Raw genomic sequence first — 15,727 nt, 5'->3', positions numbered from 1 at the left:
AGCGAAGCGTAGAGCCGAGACCCACGACTCCCGGAGGCGTATGGAAGATCCCGTAAACGATGAAGTCTCCCGGGTCTCCGCTTTCGCGGAGATGACACTGATGCAAGTCACCCCACACATTTGCAACGATTGCGCCGCGTACAAGCCTGGCTCCATTCGTCAGCCCTTCATTTTTTCCCAATTGATCAAAAAATTAACGTTTCAACCCTCTGCATAGCTTGTGGGCACGCACATTTTGTGATCAGCTAAGCTCGCAAAAAACCTTTCCAGGGGATTTCAGATGCTCGTTTCCAGACCGTTTTCCAGGGTCCGCCGGGCCTTGTTGTCGGCTGCGCTGGCCGTCACAGTCACCGCAGGATTGTCCTATACCTCCACCGTCGCCGCCGAACCGATCAAGGTCGCCGCGATCTATACCGTGCCCGTCGAACAGCAATGGGTCAGCCGCATCGACAAGGCACTGAAGGCCGCGCAGGAGCGCGGCGAGATCACCTATACCTTCTCCGAAAACGTCGCCAACACCGACTATGAGCGCGTCATGCGCGAATATGCCGAACAGGGCATGGACCTCGTCGTCGGCGAGGCCTTCGCTGTCGAGCGCGCCGCCCGCAAGGTGGCGGCCGAATATCCGGACACGGCCTTCCTGATGGGCTCGTCCTTCGGCCCGGCACAGCCTAACTTTGCCGTTTTCGACAACTGGATCCATGAGCCGAGCTATCTCTCCGGCATGATCGCGGGCGCCACCACCAAGTCGAATGTCATCGGCATGGTCGGCGGTTATGCCATTCCGGAAGTCAACCGGCTGATGAACGCCTTCATGGAAGGTGCAACCACTGTCAACCCGGATGTGAAGTTCCTCGTGACCTTCATCAACTCCTGGTACGATCCGCCCAAGGCCAAGGAATCCGCCTTTGCGATGATCGACAAGGGCGCGGACATCCTTTACGCCGAGCGCTTCGGCGTGTCCGACGCGGCCAAGGAAAAGGGGATCCTGGCCATCGGCAACGTCATCGACACCTCCGGCGATTATCCGGGCACCATCCTCTCCTCCGCGCTCTGGCATATGGAACCGACCATCGACAAGGCCGTCGCGGCCGTCGTTGCCGATAATTTCGAGCCTGCGGACTATGGTCCCTACAGCTTCATGTCCTATGGCGGTGGCAGCTTCCTCGTCGACGAGAGCCTTGCACCGGCCGACGCCGTCGCAGCTGCGAAGGAAAAGGAACAGGAAATCCTGGACGGTCTCTTCCGCGTCAACGTCAACGACAGCGAACCCAAGTCCACCATGTAACCGCACTTGCGGTCCCGCCGGCGGCCAAGGCCGCCGGCGGCTTTTCAGCCGCCGGCAATCGCCGGACAGCCAAAATTTCCTTTCCGGAGGCCTTCATGGCGGACCTTGCACAGGATGCCGGTATCGTCCTGCGTCTTGACGGCATCACCAAGCGCTTCGGCTCCCTGACGGCCAATGGCGACGTCTCGCTCGACCTGAAACGCGGCGAGATCCTGGCCCTTCTGGGCGAGAACGGCGCCGGCAAGACCACGCTGATGAACATTCTCTTCGGTCATTACGTGGCCGATGAAGGCCAGGTACTGGTCGGCACCTCGGGCGACAGTCTCACCGAGCTGGAGCCGGGCTCGCCCAGTGCTGCCCTTGCCGCCGGCATCGGCATGGTGCACCAGCATTTCACGCTTGCGGAAAACCTCAGCGCCCTCGACAACATCTTGCTCGGCACCGAGAAGCTCGCCGCGTTCTCCTCCTCCCGGGCACCTGCCCGCAAGAAGCTTGACGACCTGATGGCCCGCTCCGGCCTGACAGTTTCGCTGGACGCGCGCATCTCCCAGCTCTCCGTCGGCGAGAAGCAGCGCGTGGAAATCCTCAAGGCCCTTTATCGCGATGCGCGCGTGCTTGTCCTGGACGAGCCGACCGCCGTGCTGACACCGCAGGAATCCGACACGCTGTTCGCCATCTTGAAGAAACTGGCGGCGGACGGCCTTGGCCTCATCTTCATTTCACACAAACTGGCCGAAGTGCTTGCCTCCTCACACCGGGTCGCGGTGCTGCGCGGAGGACGCAAGGTGGCTGACCTGCCGACGGCCGATTGCGACAGGCGCAAGCTCGCGGAACTGATGGTCGGTCATGCGATCACCGAGACGACGCGCACGCCCGGGACACCTGGAACGACCCTCTTCGCCCTGAAGAAAGTTTCAGCGGGACATGGCCGCGACGCGTTGCATGGCGTCGATCTGGATCTGAAATCCGGCGAAATTCTCGGCGTTGCCGGTGTGTCCGGCAACGGCCAGACCATGCTCGCCCGTGTCATTTCCGGACTTGAGACACCCTCATCCGGCAGCATCACTCTTGAGGACACAACACTCACCCGCGCCAGCGCCCGCACCATGATCGACAGCGGTCTTGCCCGCATCCCTGAGGACCGCCACCATGACGGCATCGTCGGCGCGATGAGCGTTTCGGAAAACCTCGCCATAGAAGCGATCCGCAAGCCGGAGAACCAGCATTTCGGTCTCTTGCGTTTCGGCGCGATGCGCGAACGGGCAAAGGATCTGATCAAGGCCTATGACATCCGCTGCCAAAGCGCGGACAGCCCCGCCCGGCTGCTCTCCGGTGGCAACATCCAGAAGATCGTGCTTGCCCGCACACTGGAAACCGAACCAAAGGTCGTACTGGCTGCACAGCCCTCGCGCGGCCTCGATGTCGGCGCCACCTCCGAAGTGCACAGGCGCCTCATTGCCGCCCGCGACCGCGGCGCCGGCGTCATCCTGATTTCCGAGGACCTCGACGAACTCATGCGCCTGTCAGACCGCATTGCCGTCATCCACCGCGGCCATCTCTCCGCCGCAGAACCGACCGAGACACTGGACCGTGGCACGTTGGGTCTCCGGATGGCCGGGCACAACGGGGAGGACGCCGCATGATCCGCTTCGAACCGCGTGGTCCCTCCTCCCTCCAGCGCATGCTGACGGTCACGATCGCCGCTGCGATCGCAGCGCTCTTGCTGGCCGCCATTCCGATTGCCTTTGCCGGACTGTCCGTATTCGAGGCCTATGGCCTGATGGTAAAGGGCGCCTTCGGCTCCCTCTTTGCCTTTACCGAAATGCTGACCCGGGCGACGCCGCTGATCCTGACCGGCCTTGCTGCCGCGGTCGCCTTCAAGGCAAAGCTCTGGAACATCGGTGCCGAGGGTCAGCTATATGCCGGAGCACTTGCTGCTGTTGCCGTCGGCACCGGGTTTATCTCGGGCCCGTCCTTTGTCCTGATCCCCGCCGTAATCCTTGCCGGGGCACTTGCGGGCGGGCTCGTCATGCTCGGCCCGACGCTGTTGAAGACAAAGCTCGGTGTCGACGAGGTCGTTACCACGCTGCTGTTGAATTTCGTCATCCTGCTTTTTGCGCAGATGATGCTGGAAGGACCGATGAAGGACCCGATGGGCATGGGCTGGCCCCAGTCCGAACCGATCCTGGACGAGGCTGCCCTGCCCAAGCTGATGGACCGGATGCGCATCCACTGGGGTCTGGTCGTCGCCCTTGCCGCTTCGCTCGGCGTCTATTTTCTCTTGAAGCGCACCGTCTGGGGGTTCGAGATCCGCGCCGTTGGCGAGAACGCATCCGCAGCCCGCCATGCCGGTATTCCGGTGACGGCCACTTTCATCCGCGTCGGGCTTCTCTCCGGAGCGCTGGCAGGGCTCGCCGGTGTCGGCGAAGTCGCGGGCCTCAAGGGCTATCTTACCGCAGATCTGTCTCCCGGTTTCGGCTATTCCGGCATCGTTGTTGCAATGCTGGCTGGGCTATCACCTGTCGGCGTCGTACTTGCCGCCCTGTTCATCGCGAGCATTTTTGTTGGCGCGGATTCCATGTCCCGTGCCACTGGTGTTTCCAACTATCTCGCCGATCTCATCGTTGCCATGGCCCTGCTCTGCGTCCTGGTCTCCGGCCTGTTTCTAAGGTTCAGGATCAGGTTCGTCGGCGATCAGAAGTCCCGGGAGGCAGCGGAATGACCGACATCCTCGAGATACTCATCTCCGCGAATTTCTGGGCCGCTTCGCTTCGGATCGCGACGCCGCTGATCTTCGGCGTCATCGGAGCGCTCATATGCGAGCGCGCCGGTGTCCTGAACCTCGGTATCGAGGGCATTTTCACCGCTGGCGCCATGGCGGGCTGGATGGCCGTCTGGCTGGGCGCGGGCCTTTGGGGAGGCGTTCTGGTCGCTGCCATGGCCGGGGCCTTTTTCGGCCTGATCCACGCGATCCTTACCGTGCCGCTCGGCTTGTCCCAGCATGTCTCGGGCATCGGCGTGACGCTGTTTGCGACCTCGCTCAGTTACTTCATCTATCGCACAGCCCTGCCGGATGTCTCCTCGCCGCCCCGGATCGAGGCCTTCCAGCCGCTCGACATCCCCGTCCTGAGCGAGCTGCCCTTTATCGGCCCGGCCCTCTTCCAGCAGACGCCGCTGACCTTCCTGGCGCTGATCCTGGTGGCGCTGACCGCCTATGTGCTCTACCGCACGCCGCTTGGCCTTGCGATCCAGGCCGTCGGTGACAATCCGGCAGCCGTGGAATCCCAGGGGCTTTCCGTCTACGCCTTGCGCATCGGGACCGTTGTCGCCGGGTCGGCGATCATGGCGCTCGGCGGTGCGTTCCTGACGATGTCGGCCTTCGACGCCTTCTTCTTCGGCATGGTCAACGGCCGCGGCTGGATCTGCATCGCACTGACGGTCTTTGCCTCCTGGCGGCCGGGCAAGGCGCTGATCGGCGCCCTGCTCTTTGGCGCTTTCGACGCCTTCCAGGTGCGGCTGCAGACTGAGGTCGGCAGCTTCATTCCGGGGCAGGTGTTCCTGATGATGCCGTATCTTCTTTCCATCGCAGCCCTGATTGTGGTTGCCCGCAAGGCGGATTATCCAAGGGCGCTGCTGGTTCCCTATTTCCGTGGTCAACGCTGAGACTAACCCATGAGCTTCGATCTTCTCGTCAGGAACGCAAACCTGCCCGACGGCCGCACTGGCATCGACATCGCCTGCCGCAACGGCCGGATCGAAGCGGTGGAGAACGGCATCACGGCGGAAGCAGGCGAAGTCATCGACGCCTCCGGCAAGCTGGTCTCACCTCCCTTCATCGACAGCCATTTCCACATGGATGCGACGCTGTCCCTCGGCCTGCCGCGCATGAACCGCAGCGGCACGCTGCTGGAAGGCATCGCGCTCTGGGGAGAGCTGAAAGAGATCCTGACGGTCGAGGCCGTCGTCGAGCGGGCTCTGAAATATTGCGATCTTGCCGTCTCGCAGGGCCTGCTCGCCATTCGCTCCCATGTCGACGTCTGCGACGACCGTCTGACCGGCGTCAAAGGCCTTCTCGAAGTGCGCGAGAAGGTGAAGGACTATATCGACCTGCAACTCGTCGCCTTTCCGCAGGACGGGCTTTTCCGCTCGCCGACTGCGGAAAGGAACCTGCTGACGGCTCTCGACATGGGTGTCGACATCGTCGGTGGCATACCGCATTTCGAGCGCACCATGGAAGACGGGGCCCGTTCCGTTGCGCGGCTCTGCGAAATCGCCGCCGAGCGCGGACTGATGGTCGACATGCATTGCGACGAGACAGACGATCCGATGTCCCGCCATATCGAGTCGCTTGCGTATCACACGCAGCGCCTTGGGCTGCAAGGACGGGTCGCCGGGTCGCACCTGACCTCCATGCATTCCATGGACAATTACTACGTTTCCAAGCTCCTGCCACTGATTGCCGAGGCGGAAGTCCATGCCATCGCCAATCCCCTGATCAACATCACGCTGCAGGGCCGGCACGATAGCTATCCGAAACGCCGCGGCCAGACCCGCGTTCCGGAAATGCGCTCCTACGGCATCAACGTCGTCTTCGGCCATGACTGCGTGATGGACCCTTGGTACTCGATGGGCTCTGGCGACATGCTGGAAGTGGCGTCCATGGGATTGCACGTTGCCCAGATGACCAGCCGCGACGCCATCCGCTACTGCTACGACTGTGTCACCACCCATGCGGCCAGGGCAATGAACCTGGAAGGCTACGGCCTTGAAAAAGGCTGCAAGGCAGATTTCGTGCTGCTGCAGGCCCGCGACACCATCGAGGCGATCCGCCTGAAGGCGTTCCGCCTCGCCGTGGTGAAAAGCGGTAAGGTGATCGCCACGTCCCCTGCCCGGGAAACCCGGCTCAACTTGCCCGGCCGGCCGGCGACGGTCGACCTGGCCTCCTATGCGCCGCATGAGGGGTGAGATGGCCCCTTGCCAACCATCCATCGTCATCCCGGCCAAGCGATAGCGCGAGCCGGGACCGGAGAGCCGCTGACGACGGTATCATGACGCCAATGTCATCGGCTCCCCGGTCCCGGATCTCCGCTGCGCTGCGTCCGGGATGACGCATCAGGGGTATGGCTACCAGCAGCTCAGAGTTTTCCCCTCAGTTCCCGCTCAGCTTCCCCGGCAGGCTGAGATCGCCCGAGGCAACGTCGAAGACATCGACCACGCAAAGCAGCGGTGCGTGGACGCTCTGGTTGACCCGGAGCGCTGACGTCACGCCGTCATAGGACATGCCGTCCGCCGCACTGTCATCGGCAAAGGCGACGTTGATCGTGATTTCGGAAGCTTCCAGAACCGGCGAGAAACCCGGACTGTCGATATAGATCGGCAGCCCGGGCCAGGTCGCCGGCATCTTCGGCGTTGCACCGTCCGGAATGTCCTGCACCGACAGCGCCCCCACGCCGCAGGCCTCGTTCGGCGTCAGCACCACCCAGTGCGAGTGCCACTTCGCGCCGTCGTTCAGAAGATCGCCGTCGCCATCCTCGTCGAAAAGCGGCGTGTCGTCGAAATCCGGATGGCTGGTGGCGACCAGAGCCAGGATACCGGCACCGCCCTCGAAACCGACGGCTTCCGGTTTCAGCGAGGTAGGCCAGACATAGGACTGGACCGGCGCCCCGGCGAGAGCTCCCGCCGCGTCCGGGACAGTCGCCCCGGCCGTGCCCTTCAGTGTCATGTGGAAGGTCACAACCCGACCCTTGCGGTGCACATGGGCCGCCAGGATGTCGTAGTCCGGATCGATTTCCGCAGCTTCCGCCGACAGGATCGCGCCTTTCTGGTGAAGAGCGTGCGTGCCGTCGGCAAGAGCCGCGGCAGGCAGCGCGAGCAGCGGCACCCCGGCAACGAGCAGATTTCCAAGTGGGAATTTCAACATGGGCTTTCTCCCTGTTTGAGGACGCAGCCTTATTAGTAGCGAGTCGAAACTATTGCAAGTTTAATTTCGACTCGCTACATATTCCCCATGACATCCAACGCCGACACCCAGGTGATCCGCGACCTGATCGACCGCCTGACACGGCTCGCCGCCGCCGAAGACTGGAACGGACCGCTGAACCCGTCGCAATTTGCAGCGCTCAGCTACCTGGCGCGGGCGAACCGCTTTTCGCGCGCGCCGTCCCATGTCGCCGACTATCTGGCAACGACCCGCGGCACGGCCTCGCAGACACTCAAGGCACTGGCACGCAAGCAGCTGATCGAGGAAACGCGCTCAGCGGCGGACAAGCGCAGCATCCGCTACGACGCAACGCCGGAAGGCTTGACGATGCTGGAAGACCCCTCACCGCTCGACGACGTCATCGCCAGCTTGCCAACCGAAATTTCGGCCTCGCTCGCCACATCGCTGAAGGCGCTGGTCCTGACCATGCTGCATCAGCGCGGCGGCCGCTCCTTCGGCATCTGCCACACCTGCCGGCATCACGAAGCGAGACCGGAAGGCGGCTTTTGCCGGCTGCTCGGCGTAGAGCTTGCGCCGGACGAGGCTGGAAAAATTTGCCATGAACACACAAACACTTAAGGACGCCGCATGACCCCGACCGCAACAATCCTCGGCCTCTTCACCGGGGAGCCGGAAGACCGCTGGGAAGGCAAGGCACCTTCCGCCATTCGCAAGACCCGGATGGACGGTGTGCTGCAGGTGACCCCGACCGGCATAGTCGGCGACCGGCAGGCGGATCTCGCCGTGCACGGGGGACCGGAGAAGGCCTTGCACATCTACCCGTCGGAGCACTACGCCCACTGGCGCGATACCTTTCCGGAGCTTTCCGGCATCTTCCAGCCGGGCGGTTTCGGCGAGAACATTTCATCGGAAGGCTTTACGGAAGAAGACCTTTGCATCGGCGACGTTCTTGCTGCCGGCACGGTGCGGCTGCAGGTCGCCCAGGGCCGTCAGCCGTGCTGGAAGCTCAACATGCATACCGGCAATCCGGCCCAGGCGGCCTCCTTCCAGAAAACCGGCCGCACCGGCTGGTACTTCCGTGTCCTGCAGGAAGGATCAATGCAGTCCGGTGACAGTCTCGAATTGGTCGAGCGTCCCTGTCCGGACTGGAACCTGCGCGAGGTGATCCTGGCAAGGTTCAACCCGCGTCTCGGCCCTGCCACTGCGAAAGCCCTGTCTGAATTGAAGGAGCTTGCCGAACCCTGGCGGGTGTCCTTTGCAAAGAAGGCTGATCCGGATTTCAAGGAAGATACGTCGAAGCGGCTGAACGGCTGAGCGGCTGAACGGCTTAGCGGATGGGGACAGTCCTATTTCGGCGGCAAGGTCAGGGCGTTGGCGATGGCCACATCCAGCCAGCTCTGCAGCACCTCGTCGTCGGAACAGGCGTCTTCGCCGACAAAGAACAGACCGCTCAGGGTCTTGCCTCCCTGCACCATCGGCTCGGCACCCGGCAGATCCAGACCCAGGGCATGATTCTCCTTGCCGACACGGAACATGAACCGACGCTCGCCGTCCTTCGTGCGGTCGGCGCCGGCAATCATGTTGCCGTTGAGCAGGAAGCACATTCCCCCCATCATCTTCTTTTCACTCACGCCTGCGCGATTGCCGAGAAGGCCGCGCAGCCGGTCGTTCAGATCTTCATCGAGTGCCATGGTCCAAGTTCGCTTCATGGTTAGGATCTGTCGGAAGACTGCGCCGAAAACCGGACATCAGTCAACCAGAAGGTTCAGTATATCGACGATTGGATGCTGATGCATCCTCTGCTAAAGGATTTCCGCAGGCTTCTGCCGCAAAGTCGGGACTGCATACTTGCGCTTTCCTGCCGCTTTCTGTATACCCCCGCTCGCGCCTGCACCCCTGGAGGAGGCGCTTCTGGACCGATCCCGGACAACTTGAGGCTTTCAGCACGGTGGTTCGCCGGTCCGTATTCATACACTCGAAGGAGTTTTGCCATGGCTGCCAGCTATGAGCTGAAGGCGTCGGCACGGGACCGGGTGGGCAAGGGGGCCGCACGGGCACTGCGTCGCGAAGGCCTTCTCCCCGCCGTGATCTACGGCGACAAACAACCTGCCCTGCCGATCACCATTCCGGTGAAGGAAACCACGCTGACCCTGCACAAGGGCGGCTTCCTGACCCACATCGGCATGATTGACGTTGACGGTGAAAAGCACCAGGTCATCGCCAAGGACTTCCAGCTGCACCCGGTACGCGACGACGTCATGCACGTCGACTTCCTGCGCGTTGCAGCCGGTTCCACGCTGACCGTTGAAGTTCCGGTACACTTCCTCAACGAAGAAATCTGCCCGGGCATCAAGAAGGGTGGCGTTCTGAACATCGTTCGCCACACCGTCGAAATGAACGTTCCGGCCGACAACATTCCGGAAGCGCTCGAAATCGACCTCGCCAAGGCCCAGCCGGGCGACAGCCTGCACATTTCTGCAGTCAAGCTGCCGGAAGGCTGCCATCCGACCATCACCGATCGCGACTTCACCATCGCAACGATCGCTGCACCGGCCGGCATGAAGGAAGCTGACGACGACGACGCTGCCGAAGAAGGCGAAGACGACGGCGAATAAGCCGCGCTCTTGCGATAACAATCGGGAGGCGGTCTCCGCCTCCTGCCCCTCGGGGGCAACTTCAGAGCAGCCGGCCCGGCTGCTTTTTCGTTTCAGGACCAGCCTTTCGAGAGAGTCGCCATGAAACTGATTGTCGGCCTTGGCAACCCGGGCGCCAAATATGAAGGCAACCGGCACAACATCGGCTTCATGGCTGTGGACGAGATCCATCGCCGCCACTCCGGTTTCCAGCCCTGGCGTGCGCGTTTTCAGGGTCAGGTGTCCGAAGGCCGGCTCGGCTCCGAAAAGGTCCTGCTGCTGAAGCCCAGCACCTACATGAACGAATCCGGCCGCGCCGTCGGCGAGGCGATGCGGTTCTTCAAGATCGAACCGGACGACGTTGTCGTGCTTTATGATGAGCTCGACCTGCCGCCGGCGAAATTCCGCATGAAAAAGGGCGGCGGCCATGGCGGCCACAACGGCCTGCGCTCCATCACGGCCCATATCGGCGAGAATTACCGCCGCCTGCGCCTCGGCATCGGCCATCCGGGCGAAAAGAAGCTCGTCTCCAACTACGTGCTCGGCGATTTCGCCAAGGCAGACCGGGACTGGCTCGAACCGCTGCTGATGGAAGTTGCCGACAATGCGGATCTGCTGGCCGAAGGCAAGGACAGCCAGTTCGCCAACAAGCTGACACTTGCGCTGGAACCGGAAAAGGCGCAGCGCAAGAGCAAGGCCGGGCCGGAGAAGCCGGCTCAGGAAAAGGCCGACAAGGACAAGGCTGCCAGTGGCAAGGCCAGCAACCCGCAGCAGAAGTCGAAAGGCCAGAGCCATATCCGGCAGGCCCGGCAGCCGAAGCAGATGAAGCTGCCCACCTCCGGCCCCATGGCCGAGATGCTGAAAAAGCTGCTCGGGAAAGACTGATCGCGCCCGGCCGGATAAGCTCCGGAGACACGTTCCGCTCGATTTCAATCTGCAGCTGAACGGAACCCGGCTTGCAGTCACGCATCGGTCACGCCAGAACCGCATGATGAAGGTCTCCAATTGCGAAACCCCTGTCCGATGGCAAAACGTTCCCCCGGACTGGATTGGGAGACGACCCATGCGATTTTCAATATTTCTCTTTGCGCTTAGCCTGCTTATGGCTCTGCCCGCATCCGCATTTGAAAAACTCGACGGCTATTTCATCGCGCAGGAAGTCTGCGAGGCCTATCACAGCAAGAACAAACAGACGAACCCGGGCGACATCACGACGACACCGATGATGGCGTACCGCATGCTCGGCCTCAACAAGGCCGGCGGCGACTTCTTCCAGGTAGAGATCGACAACGCTCCCGTCGCAACATCCCGCTGGGTCAGCACCTCCTGCGGCGTGCATGTGATTGAGGCGGGCACCGCGACGAGTGGCGGCACCACCACGGGCGGCGGAACCGGCGGTGGCGACGTCATCGTTCAGGAGGGGCCCGAATCCATCGACAATCTTCTGACGCTGAGCTGGCAACCCGCCTTTTGCGAGATCCGGCCGGGCAAGACGGAATGCCGGGACCTGAACGACGGCCTGCTGCCACACACGACCGGCCAGCTCTCCATTCACGGCCTTTGGCCGCAGCCGAAGGGCAAGGACTATTGCGGCGTTCCCGCCAGCATCAAGAACCTCGACAATCCGGACAGCTGGGACCGCCTGCCGGCCCCGGAAATCGACACGGAGACAGCCGACGCCCTCAGCGCCGCCATGCCCGGCTTTGCCAGTTTCCTGCACCATCACGAATGGATCAAGCACGGTACCTGTTACCTTGGTGAGGGCGGCGCCGACGAATATTACGACGACACGTTGTTCCTGACCGGGCTGGTGAACGGCTCCGCGGTCGGCGATCTCTTTTTCAACAATGTCGGTCAGGAGATCACCGGCGCGCAGATCCGCGCGGCCTTCGACAGTGCCTTTGGCGTTGGCACCGGTGAACGGGTCGAGATCAAGTGCCAGAGCGACGGTGGCCGCAACCTGATCAACGAAATCTGGATCAGCCTGAAGGGTCAGATCAATCCGGACAGCGACCTTGGTGATCTGATGCTGGCGGCCGAGACCACCGGCATGGGCTGCAGCCGGGGCCTCATCGACCCGACAGGCCTGCAGTAACCCCGCCCCTGCTACGACAGCGGCTGGACGTTGATGATTTCCACCCGGCGGTTGCGGCCGCTGTCAAGGTCGCCCGGATCGACCGGACGGCTCTCGCCATACCCGACCGGCACCAGCCTTTCCCGCGGAATGCTGTAGAAGGCCGACAGGAACTCGGCCACCATGAAGGCGCGGCGCTGCGAGAGGTCGAGGTTATAGGCGGCCGTGCCGCGCAGATCCGTGTGACCGGCAATCTGGAAGCTCATGTTTCTAAGCCTCGGGTCCTGCAGCGCCTGCCCAAGGGCCTGCAGCGTCAGAATGCCGTCATTGGTGAGCGAGGCGGAATCGAACTCGAAATTGACGGTCAGGTCGATGCGCGGCAGCTCCGCTTCCGGCGGCAACTGACCCTCGATGCTGATGCCGCGGAAGGGATGCGGCTCCGCCTTGCGCAGCGACCGTGTCTGGGATGCGCCGCCTGCCGGCAGAAGGGCCCGGACAATGTCGTCGGGCGCGAGAGACTGCGCCTGACCTGCGCCGGGCAGCAGCAAACCGAGCGCAAGGCAAAGCGCCGCCACATGATGGGACAGGATGGCGGTCAGCCAAGCGGGACGGTTCACGGATATTGCTCGCATGTCACTCTCCCCGGATCGTCAGATGAAGGACGGCAGCCGATACTTCGCGCGGCAGGCTGGCCTCGTCGGGCCAGTCCGCCAGGCCCGACCTGAGCGCTGTCAGAAAAAAGCGGTCGTCCGCCATGCCGGATCCGCCCTCGGCACTCACCGGCATCTTGAATTGACCGCCGCCCGCGTCTTCGAGATCTTCCAGCTGGGCGATCGGGCTGTGCGCCGCGATGACGACGACGGCCTCCGAGCCGGCAGGCGGCTGAACCCTGAAGGTCTGCCGCCCTTGCCGGCCGTCGCCATAAACGAAGCTCTCGCCAAACTGCGCCTGCTCCCTCACCGGTCCGCGCCGGGGCAACAGATTGACCACCGTGCCGTCGGCCTGCAGGTAGACGATGTAAAGGAACGAGGCAAAGTCCGGTGCTGTCACCTCGAAGGCAAGCGTATCGCCATAGGAAAGCTCGGCGCTGCCGCCCAAAAGGCGGATGCGGGGACGTGAGGGTTCGGAGAGCGGTGCCGCAAGGGTCTTCAACGCTTCGCAAACCGGCCAGGGACGCACATCCACCTTGCGCACCTGCTCCGGCGAAAACTCGGCGCGCAATTCGGCAAGCGCCTCCTGCGTACTGACGAAGCCGCCGAGCAGCGGCACGCCGTCACCATCCGTCTCGCCGACATGGAGACTGCTGCAGCTGTCGCCCTTGAACGCCAGCTCGTTGTTCCGGTCGGTGCGCGAGAGCCCAGGCACCGGCCGCGGTGGGGTGATGCCCGTGCGCATCACCGAGGCATTGTGCATATCCGCCTTGGCGGCCGCATAGGATATCCAGCCATAGCCGTCGCCTGACCAATAGGGACCCCAGGAATTCTGAACCAGCAAGGCCTGACGGCGTTCGTCATAACCGACGATCACCATTTGGTGGCCACCGGAAACACCGGCATGGTGGCCAAGGGAGCCCTGGTAGATTTCTCCCGCCTTCAGATATTGCAGGGTGACCCCGTCCGGCGTCTGTTTCGAAGAGATCACCTTCATGGTCTGGAAACCTGCGGCCACCGGATGACCGGCCGCCAGCAGCTGCTTGATGGCATCAAGATCCCGGTTTGAGGCGTCGCGGCGTTGCCGGGTTTTCTCGAAGACGAATTCGAAGCCCTTGATCCGGAACCGGTCCGGCGCCGTCGTGGCGAATTCCACCCGCTCCGAACAGATGGCCGCATCCGGAATGGCATCCTGGTCGGGTGCGCCGTTGCCCTTGAAATAGGAAAGCGCCAGCACCGCGTGGCTGCCGGCGGTCTCGCAGGCTTCGTTGCGGTTGCGGATCTGGGAATGCAGGAAGGCAGGGCTCGGCGTAAAGCTCCTGTTGCCCGGCTCGACATTGTTTTCAAGTGCCGCGTAATAGCCACGTAAGGCATAGCCTATGGCATAGGAGACGCAGCTGCCATAGGTCTGCAGCAGCGGCGGCGGCATCAAGGGCGAAAGATCGATGGCATCCGGAATATAGGCCCGCGTGACGCCGACCTCCCCGACGCCGTCCATCAGGACAGGGTCTACGGGCATGTCGCCCAGAAGACCGGTAAGAGAGCTTGGATCGAAGCCCTGCGCCCTGGCAGGGTGTCCCGGGAAAGTCAGCACGATGGCGGCTAAAGCGGTCAGCGCTGCCGTTGCACAGCAGGCAAATACGTACCGAACTGCGGGTTTCATGCGGCTGAAAACCATCCCGTTTCAATTCCCAAACAATCGCCCGAAACACCGCCCAAAACACCTGCGCGACTATAGCCCATCGGAGCGCCGAGGGAAGCGGGGATCTGTTCAGCACCGGAGATCATTTCAGCGTAAGGGTGTCCGTACTGACACTCTGCTGACGGCACAGCATTGCAGCTTCTTCGCAAAGCCTTGACCTGCAGACCCGCTTCCGGCATTTAGCCCTGCAAAGTCTCAAGACCAACCGAAAGCGAACTCCCATGGGTTTCCAGTGCGGCATTGTCGGACTGCCGAATGTCGGCAAGTCCACACTCTTCAATGCGCTTACCAAGACCGCGGCGGCACAGGCCGCCAACTATCCGTTCTGCACAATCGAGCCGAATACCGGTGAAGTCGCCGTGCCGGATCCGCGGCTCTATGCGATCCGCAATGTCGCCGGCTCGAAGGAAGTCATCCCGACCCGCATCACCTTCGTCGACATTGCCGGCCTTGTCCGCGGCGCATCCAAGGGCGAAGGTCTCGGCAACCAGTTCCTGGCCAACATCCGCGAAGTCGACGCCATCGCCCATGTGCTGCGTTGCTTCGAGGACGATGACATCACCCACGTGGAAGGCACCGTCGATCCGATCGCTGATGCGGAGACCGTCGAGACCGAATTGATGGTCGCCGACATGGAAAGCCTGGAACGCCGCATCGCGCCCTTGAAGAAAAAGGCGACCGGCGGCGACAAGGAAGCCAAGGCCGTGCTGCCGGTGATGGAAGCTGCCCTTGCCTTGCTTCAGGACGGCAAGCCCGCCCGCACGCTGGAAACCTCCAGCGCCGACGAAGCCAGGATCCTTCAGGGCCTGAACCTGCTGACCGCCAAGCCCGTGCTTTATGTCTGCAACGTTGACGAGGCGTCCGCCGCCGAAGGCAACGCGCTTTCGGCCAAGGTCGCCGAAATGGCCAAGGCGCAAGGTGCCGCCTCCGTTGTGATCTCGGCCGCCATCGAAGCGGAAATCTCCCAGCTCGACAAGGAAGAGCAGGAAGAATTCCTCGAGACCATAGGCCTGGAAGAACCCGGCCTCGACCGGCTGATCCGTGCAGGCTACGGCCTCCTCGGCCTCATCACCTATTTCACCGCCGGCCCGAAGGAAACCCGCGCCTGGACCATCACCGCGGGCACCAAGGCTCCGGGCGCGGCCGGCGTGATCCATTCGGATTTCGAACGCGGCTTCATCCGTGCGCAAACCATCGCGTATGACGACTATGTCGGCCTCGGCGGCGAAACGGCCGCCAAGGAAGCCGGCAAGGCGCGCGACGAAGGCAAGGAATATGTCGTCAAGGACGGCGACGTCCTGCTGTTCAAGTTCAACACCTGACGACTTTCCGACTGCAGGCGATCCCGGCATCTTCTGCAGTCAGCAGACCAAACGCCCCCTCTCCACGTCATCCCGGCCAAGCGCAACGCGAGCCAGGACCGGGGAAGCACCTGCTAA

15 protein-coding genes are annotated in these 15,727 nt (G+C 62.6%); 11 read left to right on the top strand and 4 right to left on the bottom strand.

All coding sequences use genetic code 11. The annotated features are described in order from the left end of the window. The first annotated feature begins 280 nt into the window (after nt 1-280). The 5 genes from ACX3M4_RS25620 to ACX3M4_RS25600 all read left to right on the top strand — a co-directional run bounded on the left by ACX3M4_RS25620 (nt 281) and on the right by ACX3M4_RS25600 (nt 6,253). A complete protein-coding gene (locus ACX3M4_RS25620) occupies nt 281-1,288 on the top strand; it encodes a BMP family protein (protein ID WP_459355806.1) in 1,008 nt (335 codons plus the stop codon). Between the two features lie 95 nt (nt 1,289-1,383). After that, a complete protein-coding gene (locus ACX3M4_RS25615; RefSeq protein WP_459355805.1) occupies nt 1,384-2,931 on the top strand; it encodes an ABC transporter ATP-binding protein in 1,548 nt (515 codons plus the stop codon). Further along, nucleotides 2,928-4,010, top strand: a complete 1,083-nt coding sequence (locus ACX3M4_RS25610) for an ABC transporter permease (RefSeq protein WP_459355804.1) — start codon at nt 2,928-2,930, stop codon at nt 4,008-4,010. The genes ACX3M4_RS25615 and ACX3M4_RS25610 overlap by 4 nt, the downstream gene beginning before the upstream one ends. After that, nucleotides 4,007-4,951: an ABC transporter permease gene (locus ACX3M4_RS25605; RefSeq protein ID WP_459355803.1), complete on the top strand. Its 945-nt coding sequence runs from the start codon at nt 4,007-4,009 to the stop codon at nt 4,949-4,951. Before ACX3M4_RS25610 ends, ACX3M4_RS25605 begins: the two co-directional genes overlap by 4 nt. Nucleotides 4,952-4,960: 9 nt before the next feature. Then, nucleotides 4,961-6,253 carry an amidohydrolase family protein gene (locus ACX3M4_RS25600; RefSeq protein WP_459355802.1) on the top strand — a complete coding sequence of 431 codons (1,293 nt, stop codon included), beginning with the start codon at nt 4,961-4,963 and terminating at the stop codon, nt 6,251-6,253. 184 nt (nt 6,254-6,437) lie between these two features. Here the strand turns inward: ACX3M4_RS25600 and ACX3M4_RS25595 are convergent, their stop codons facing one another. Beyond that, nucleotides 6,438-7,208 (bottom strand): hypothetical protein, encoded by a 771-nt coding sequence (locus tag ACX3M4_RS25595; RefSeq protein ID WP_459355801.1) that lies wholly within the window; start codon nt 7,206-7,208, stop codon nt 6,438-6,440. A gap of 87 nt (nt 7,209-7,295) precedes the next feature. On the opposite strand from ACX3M4_RS25595, the gene ACX3M4_RS25590 reads away from it, so the two are divergent. Together ACX3M4_RS25590 and ACX3M4_RS25585 are read left to right on the top strand one after the other, a co-directional pair. Further along, nucleotides 7,296-7,847, top strand: a complete 552-nt coding sequence (locus tag ACX3M4_RS25590; RefSeq protein WP_459355800.1) for a MarR family winged helix-turn-helix transcriptional regulator — start codon at nt 7,296-7,298, stop codon at nt 7,845-7,847. Between the two features lie 9 nt (nt 7,848-7,856). Then, a complete protein-coding gene (locus ACX3M4_RS25585; protein WP_459355799.1) occupies nt 7,857-8,543 on the top strand; it encodes an MOSC domain-containing protein in 687 nt (228 codons plus the stop codon). A gap of 32 nt (nt 8,544-8,575) precedes the next feature. On the opposite strand, the gene ACX3M4_RS25580 is transcribed toward ACX3M4_RS25585, so the two are convergent. Then, complete coding sequence (locus tag ACX3M4_RS25580; RefSeq protein WP_459355798.1) at nt 8,576-8,920, bottom strand: TfoX/Sxy family protein; 345 nt, start codon at nt 8,918-8,920, stop codon at nt 8,576-8,578. Between the two features lie 300 nt (nt 8,921-9,220). On the opposite strand from ACX3M4_RS25580, the gene ACX3M4_RS25575 reads away from it, so the two are divergent. The 3 genes from ACX3M4_RS25575 (at nt 9,221) to ACX3M4_RS25565 (ending at nt 11,957) form a co-directional block, all read left to right on the top strand. Then, complete coding sequence (locus ACX3M4_RS25575) at nt 9,221-9,844, top strand: 50S ribosomal protein L25/general stress protein Ctc (protein WP_459355797.1); 624 nt, start codon at nt 9,221-9,223, stop codon at nt 9,842-9,844. A 120-nt stretch (nt 9,845-9,964) separates the two neighbouring features. Beyond that, nucleotides 9,965-10,747 (top strand): aminoacyl-tRNA hydrolase, encoded by a 783-nt coding sequence (pth, locus tag ACX3M4_RS25570; protein WP_459355796.1) that lies wholly within the window; start codon nt 9,965-9,967, stop codon nt 10,745-10,747. A 178-nt stretch (nt 10,748-10,925) separates the two neighbouring features. Next, complete coding sequence (locus ACX3M4_RS25565; RefSeq protein WP_459355795.1) at nt 10,926-11,957, top strand: ribonuclease T2 family protein; 1,032 nt, start codon at nt 10,926-10,928, stop codon at nt 11,955-11,957. Between the two features lie 11 nt (nt 11,958-11,968). Here the strand turns inward: ACX3M4_RS25565 and ACX3M4_RS25560 are convergent, their stop codons facing one another. Together ACX3M4_RS25560 and ACX3M4_RS25555 are read right to left on the bottom strand one after the other, a co-directional pair. Next, nucleotides 11,969-12,568: an OmpA family protein gene (locus ACX3M4_RS25560; RefSeq protein ID WP_459355794.1), complete on the bottom strand. Its 600-nt coding sequence runs from the start codon at nt 12,566-12,568 to the stop codon at nt 11,969-11,971. A gap of 1 nt (nt 12,569) precedes the next feature. Further along, the gene (locus ACX3M4_RS25555) at nt 12,570-14,249 is read right to left on the bottom strand and encodes a DUF4384 domain-containing protein (RefSeq protein ID WP_459355793.1); all 1,680 of its coding nucleotides are present in this window, start codon (nt 14,247-14,249) and stop codon (nt 12,570-12,572) included. A gap of 260 nt (nt 14,250-14,509) precedes the next feature. On the opposite strand from ACX3M4_RS25555, the gene ychF reads away from it, so the two are divergent. After that, a complete protein-coding gene (gene ychF / locus ACX3M4_RS25550; protein WP_459355792.1) occupies nt 14,510-15,610 on the top strand; it encodes a redox-regulated ATPase YchF in 1,101 nt (366 codons plus the stop codon). The last annotated feature ends 117 nt before the right edge of the window (nt 15,611-15,727 follow it).

Source organism: Roseibium sp. M-1 (assembly GCF_054515675.1).
This window is presented reverse-complemented; position numbering and strand designations above follow the sequence as displayed.

Excerpts from the sequence above, each read along its gene's own strand:
- ACX3M4_RS25620 (WP_459355806.1), top strand. The coding sequence starts at position 281 with ATGCTCGTTTCCAGACCGTTTTCCAGGGTCCGCCGGGCCTTGTTGTCG.
- ACX3M4_RS25615 (WP_459355805.1), top strand. The coding sequence starts at position 1,384 with ATGGCGGACCTTGCACAGGATGCCGGTATCGTCCTGCGTCTTGACGGC.
- ACX3M4_RS25610 (WP_459355804.1), top strand. The coding sequence starts at position 2,928 with ATGATCCGCTTCGAACCGCGTGGTCCCTCCTCCCTCCAGCGCATGCTG.
- ACX3M4_RS25605 (WP_459355803.1), top strand. The coding sequence starts at position 4,007 with ATGACCGACATCCTCGAGATACTCATCTCCGCGAATTTCTGGGCCGCT.
- ACX3M4_RS25600 (WP_459355802.1), top strand. The coding sequence starts at position 4,961 with ATGAGCTTCGATCTTCTCGTCAGGAACGCAAACCTGCCCGACGGCCGC.
- ACX3M4_RS25595 (WP_459355801.1), bottom strand. The coding sequence starts at position 7,208 with ATGTTGAAATTCCCACTTGGAAATCTGCTCGTTGCCGGGGTGCCGCTG.
- ACX3M4_RS25590 (WP_459355800.1), top strand. The coding sequence starts at position 7,296 with ATGACATCCAACGCCGACACCCAGGTGATCCGCGACCTGATCGACCGC.
- ACX3M4_RS25585 (WP_459355799.1), top strand. The coding sequence starts at position 7,857 with ATGACCCCGACCGCAACAATCCTCGGCCTCTTCACCGGGGAGCCGGAA.
- ACX3M4_RS25580 (WP_459355798.1), bottom strand. The coding sequence starts at position 8,920 with ATGGCACTCGATGAAGATCTGAACGACCGGCTGCGCGGCCTTCTCGGC.
- ACX3M4_RS25575 (WP_459355797.1), top strand. The coding sequence starts at position 9,221 with ATGGCTGCCAGCTATGAGCTGAAGGCGTCGGCACGGGACCGGGTGGGC.
- pth (WP_459355796.1), top strand. The coding sequence starts at position 9,965 with ATGAAACTGATTGTCGGCCTTGGCAACCCGGGCGCCAAATATGAAGGC.
- ACX3M4_RS25565 (WP_459355795.1), top strand. The coding sequence starts at position 10,926 with ATGCGATTTTCAATATTTCTCTTTGCGCTTAGCCTGCTTATGGCTCTG.
- ACX3M4_RS25560 (WP_459355794.1), bottom strand. The coding sequence starts at position 12,568 with ATGCGAGCAATATCCGTGAACCGTCCCGCTTGGCTGACCGCCATCCTG.
- ACX3M4_RS25555 (WP_459355793.1), bottom strand. The coding sequence starts at position 14,249 with ATGAAACCCGCAGTTCGGTACGTATTTGCCTGCTGTGCAACGGCAGCG.
- ychF (WP_459355792.1), top strand. The coding sequence starts at position 14,510 with ATGGGTTTCCAGTGCGGCATTGTCGGACTGCCGAATGTCGGCAAGTCC.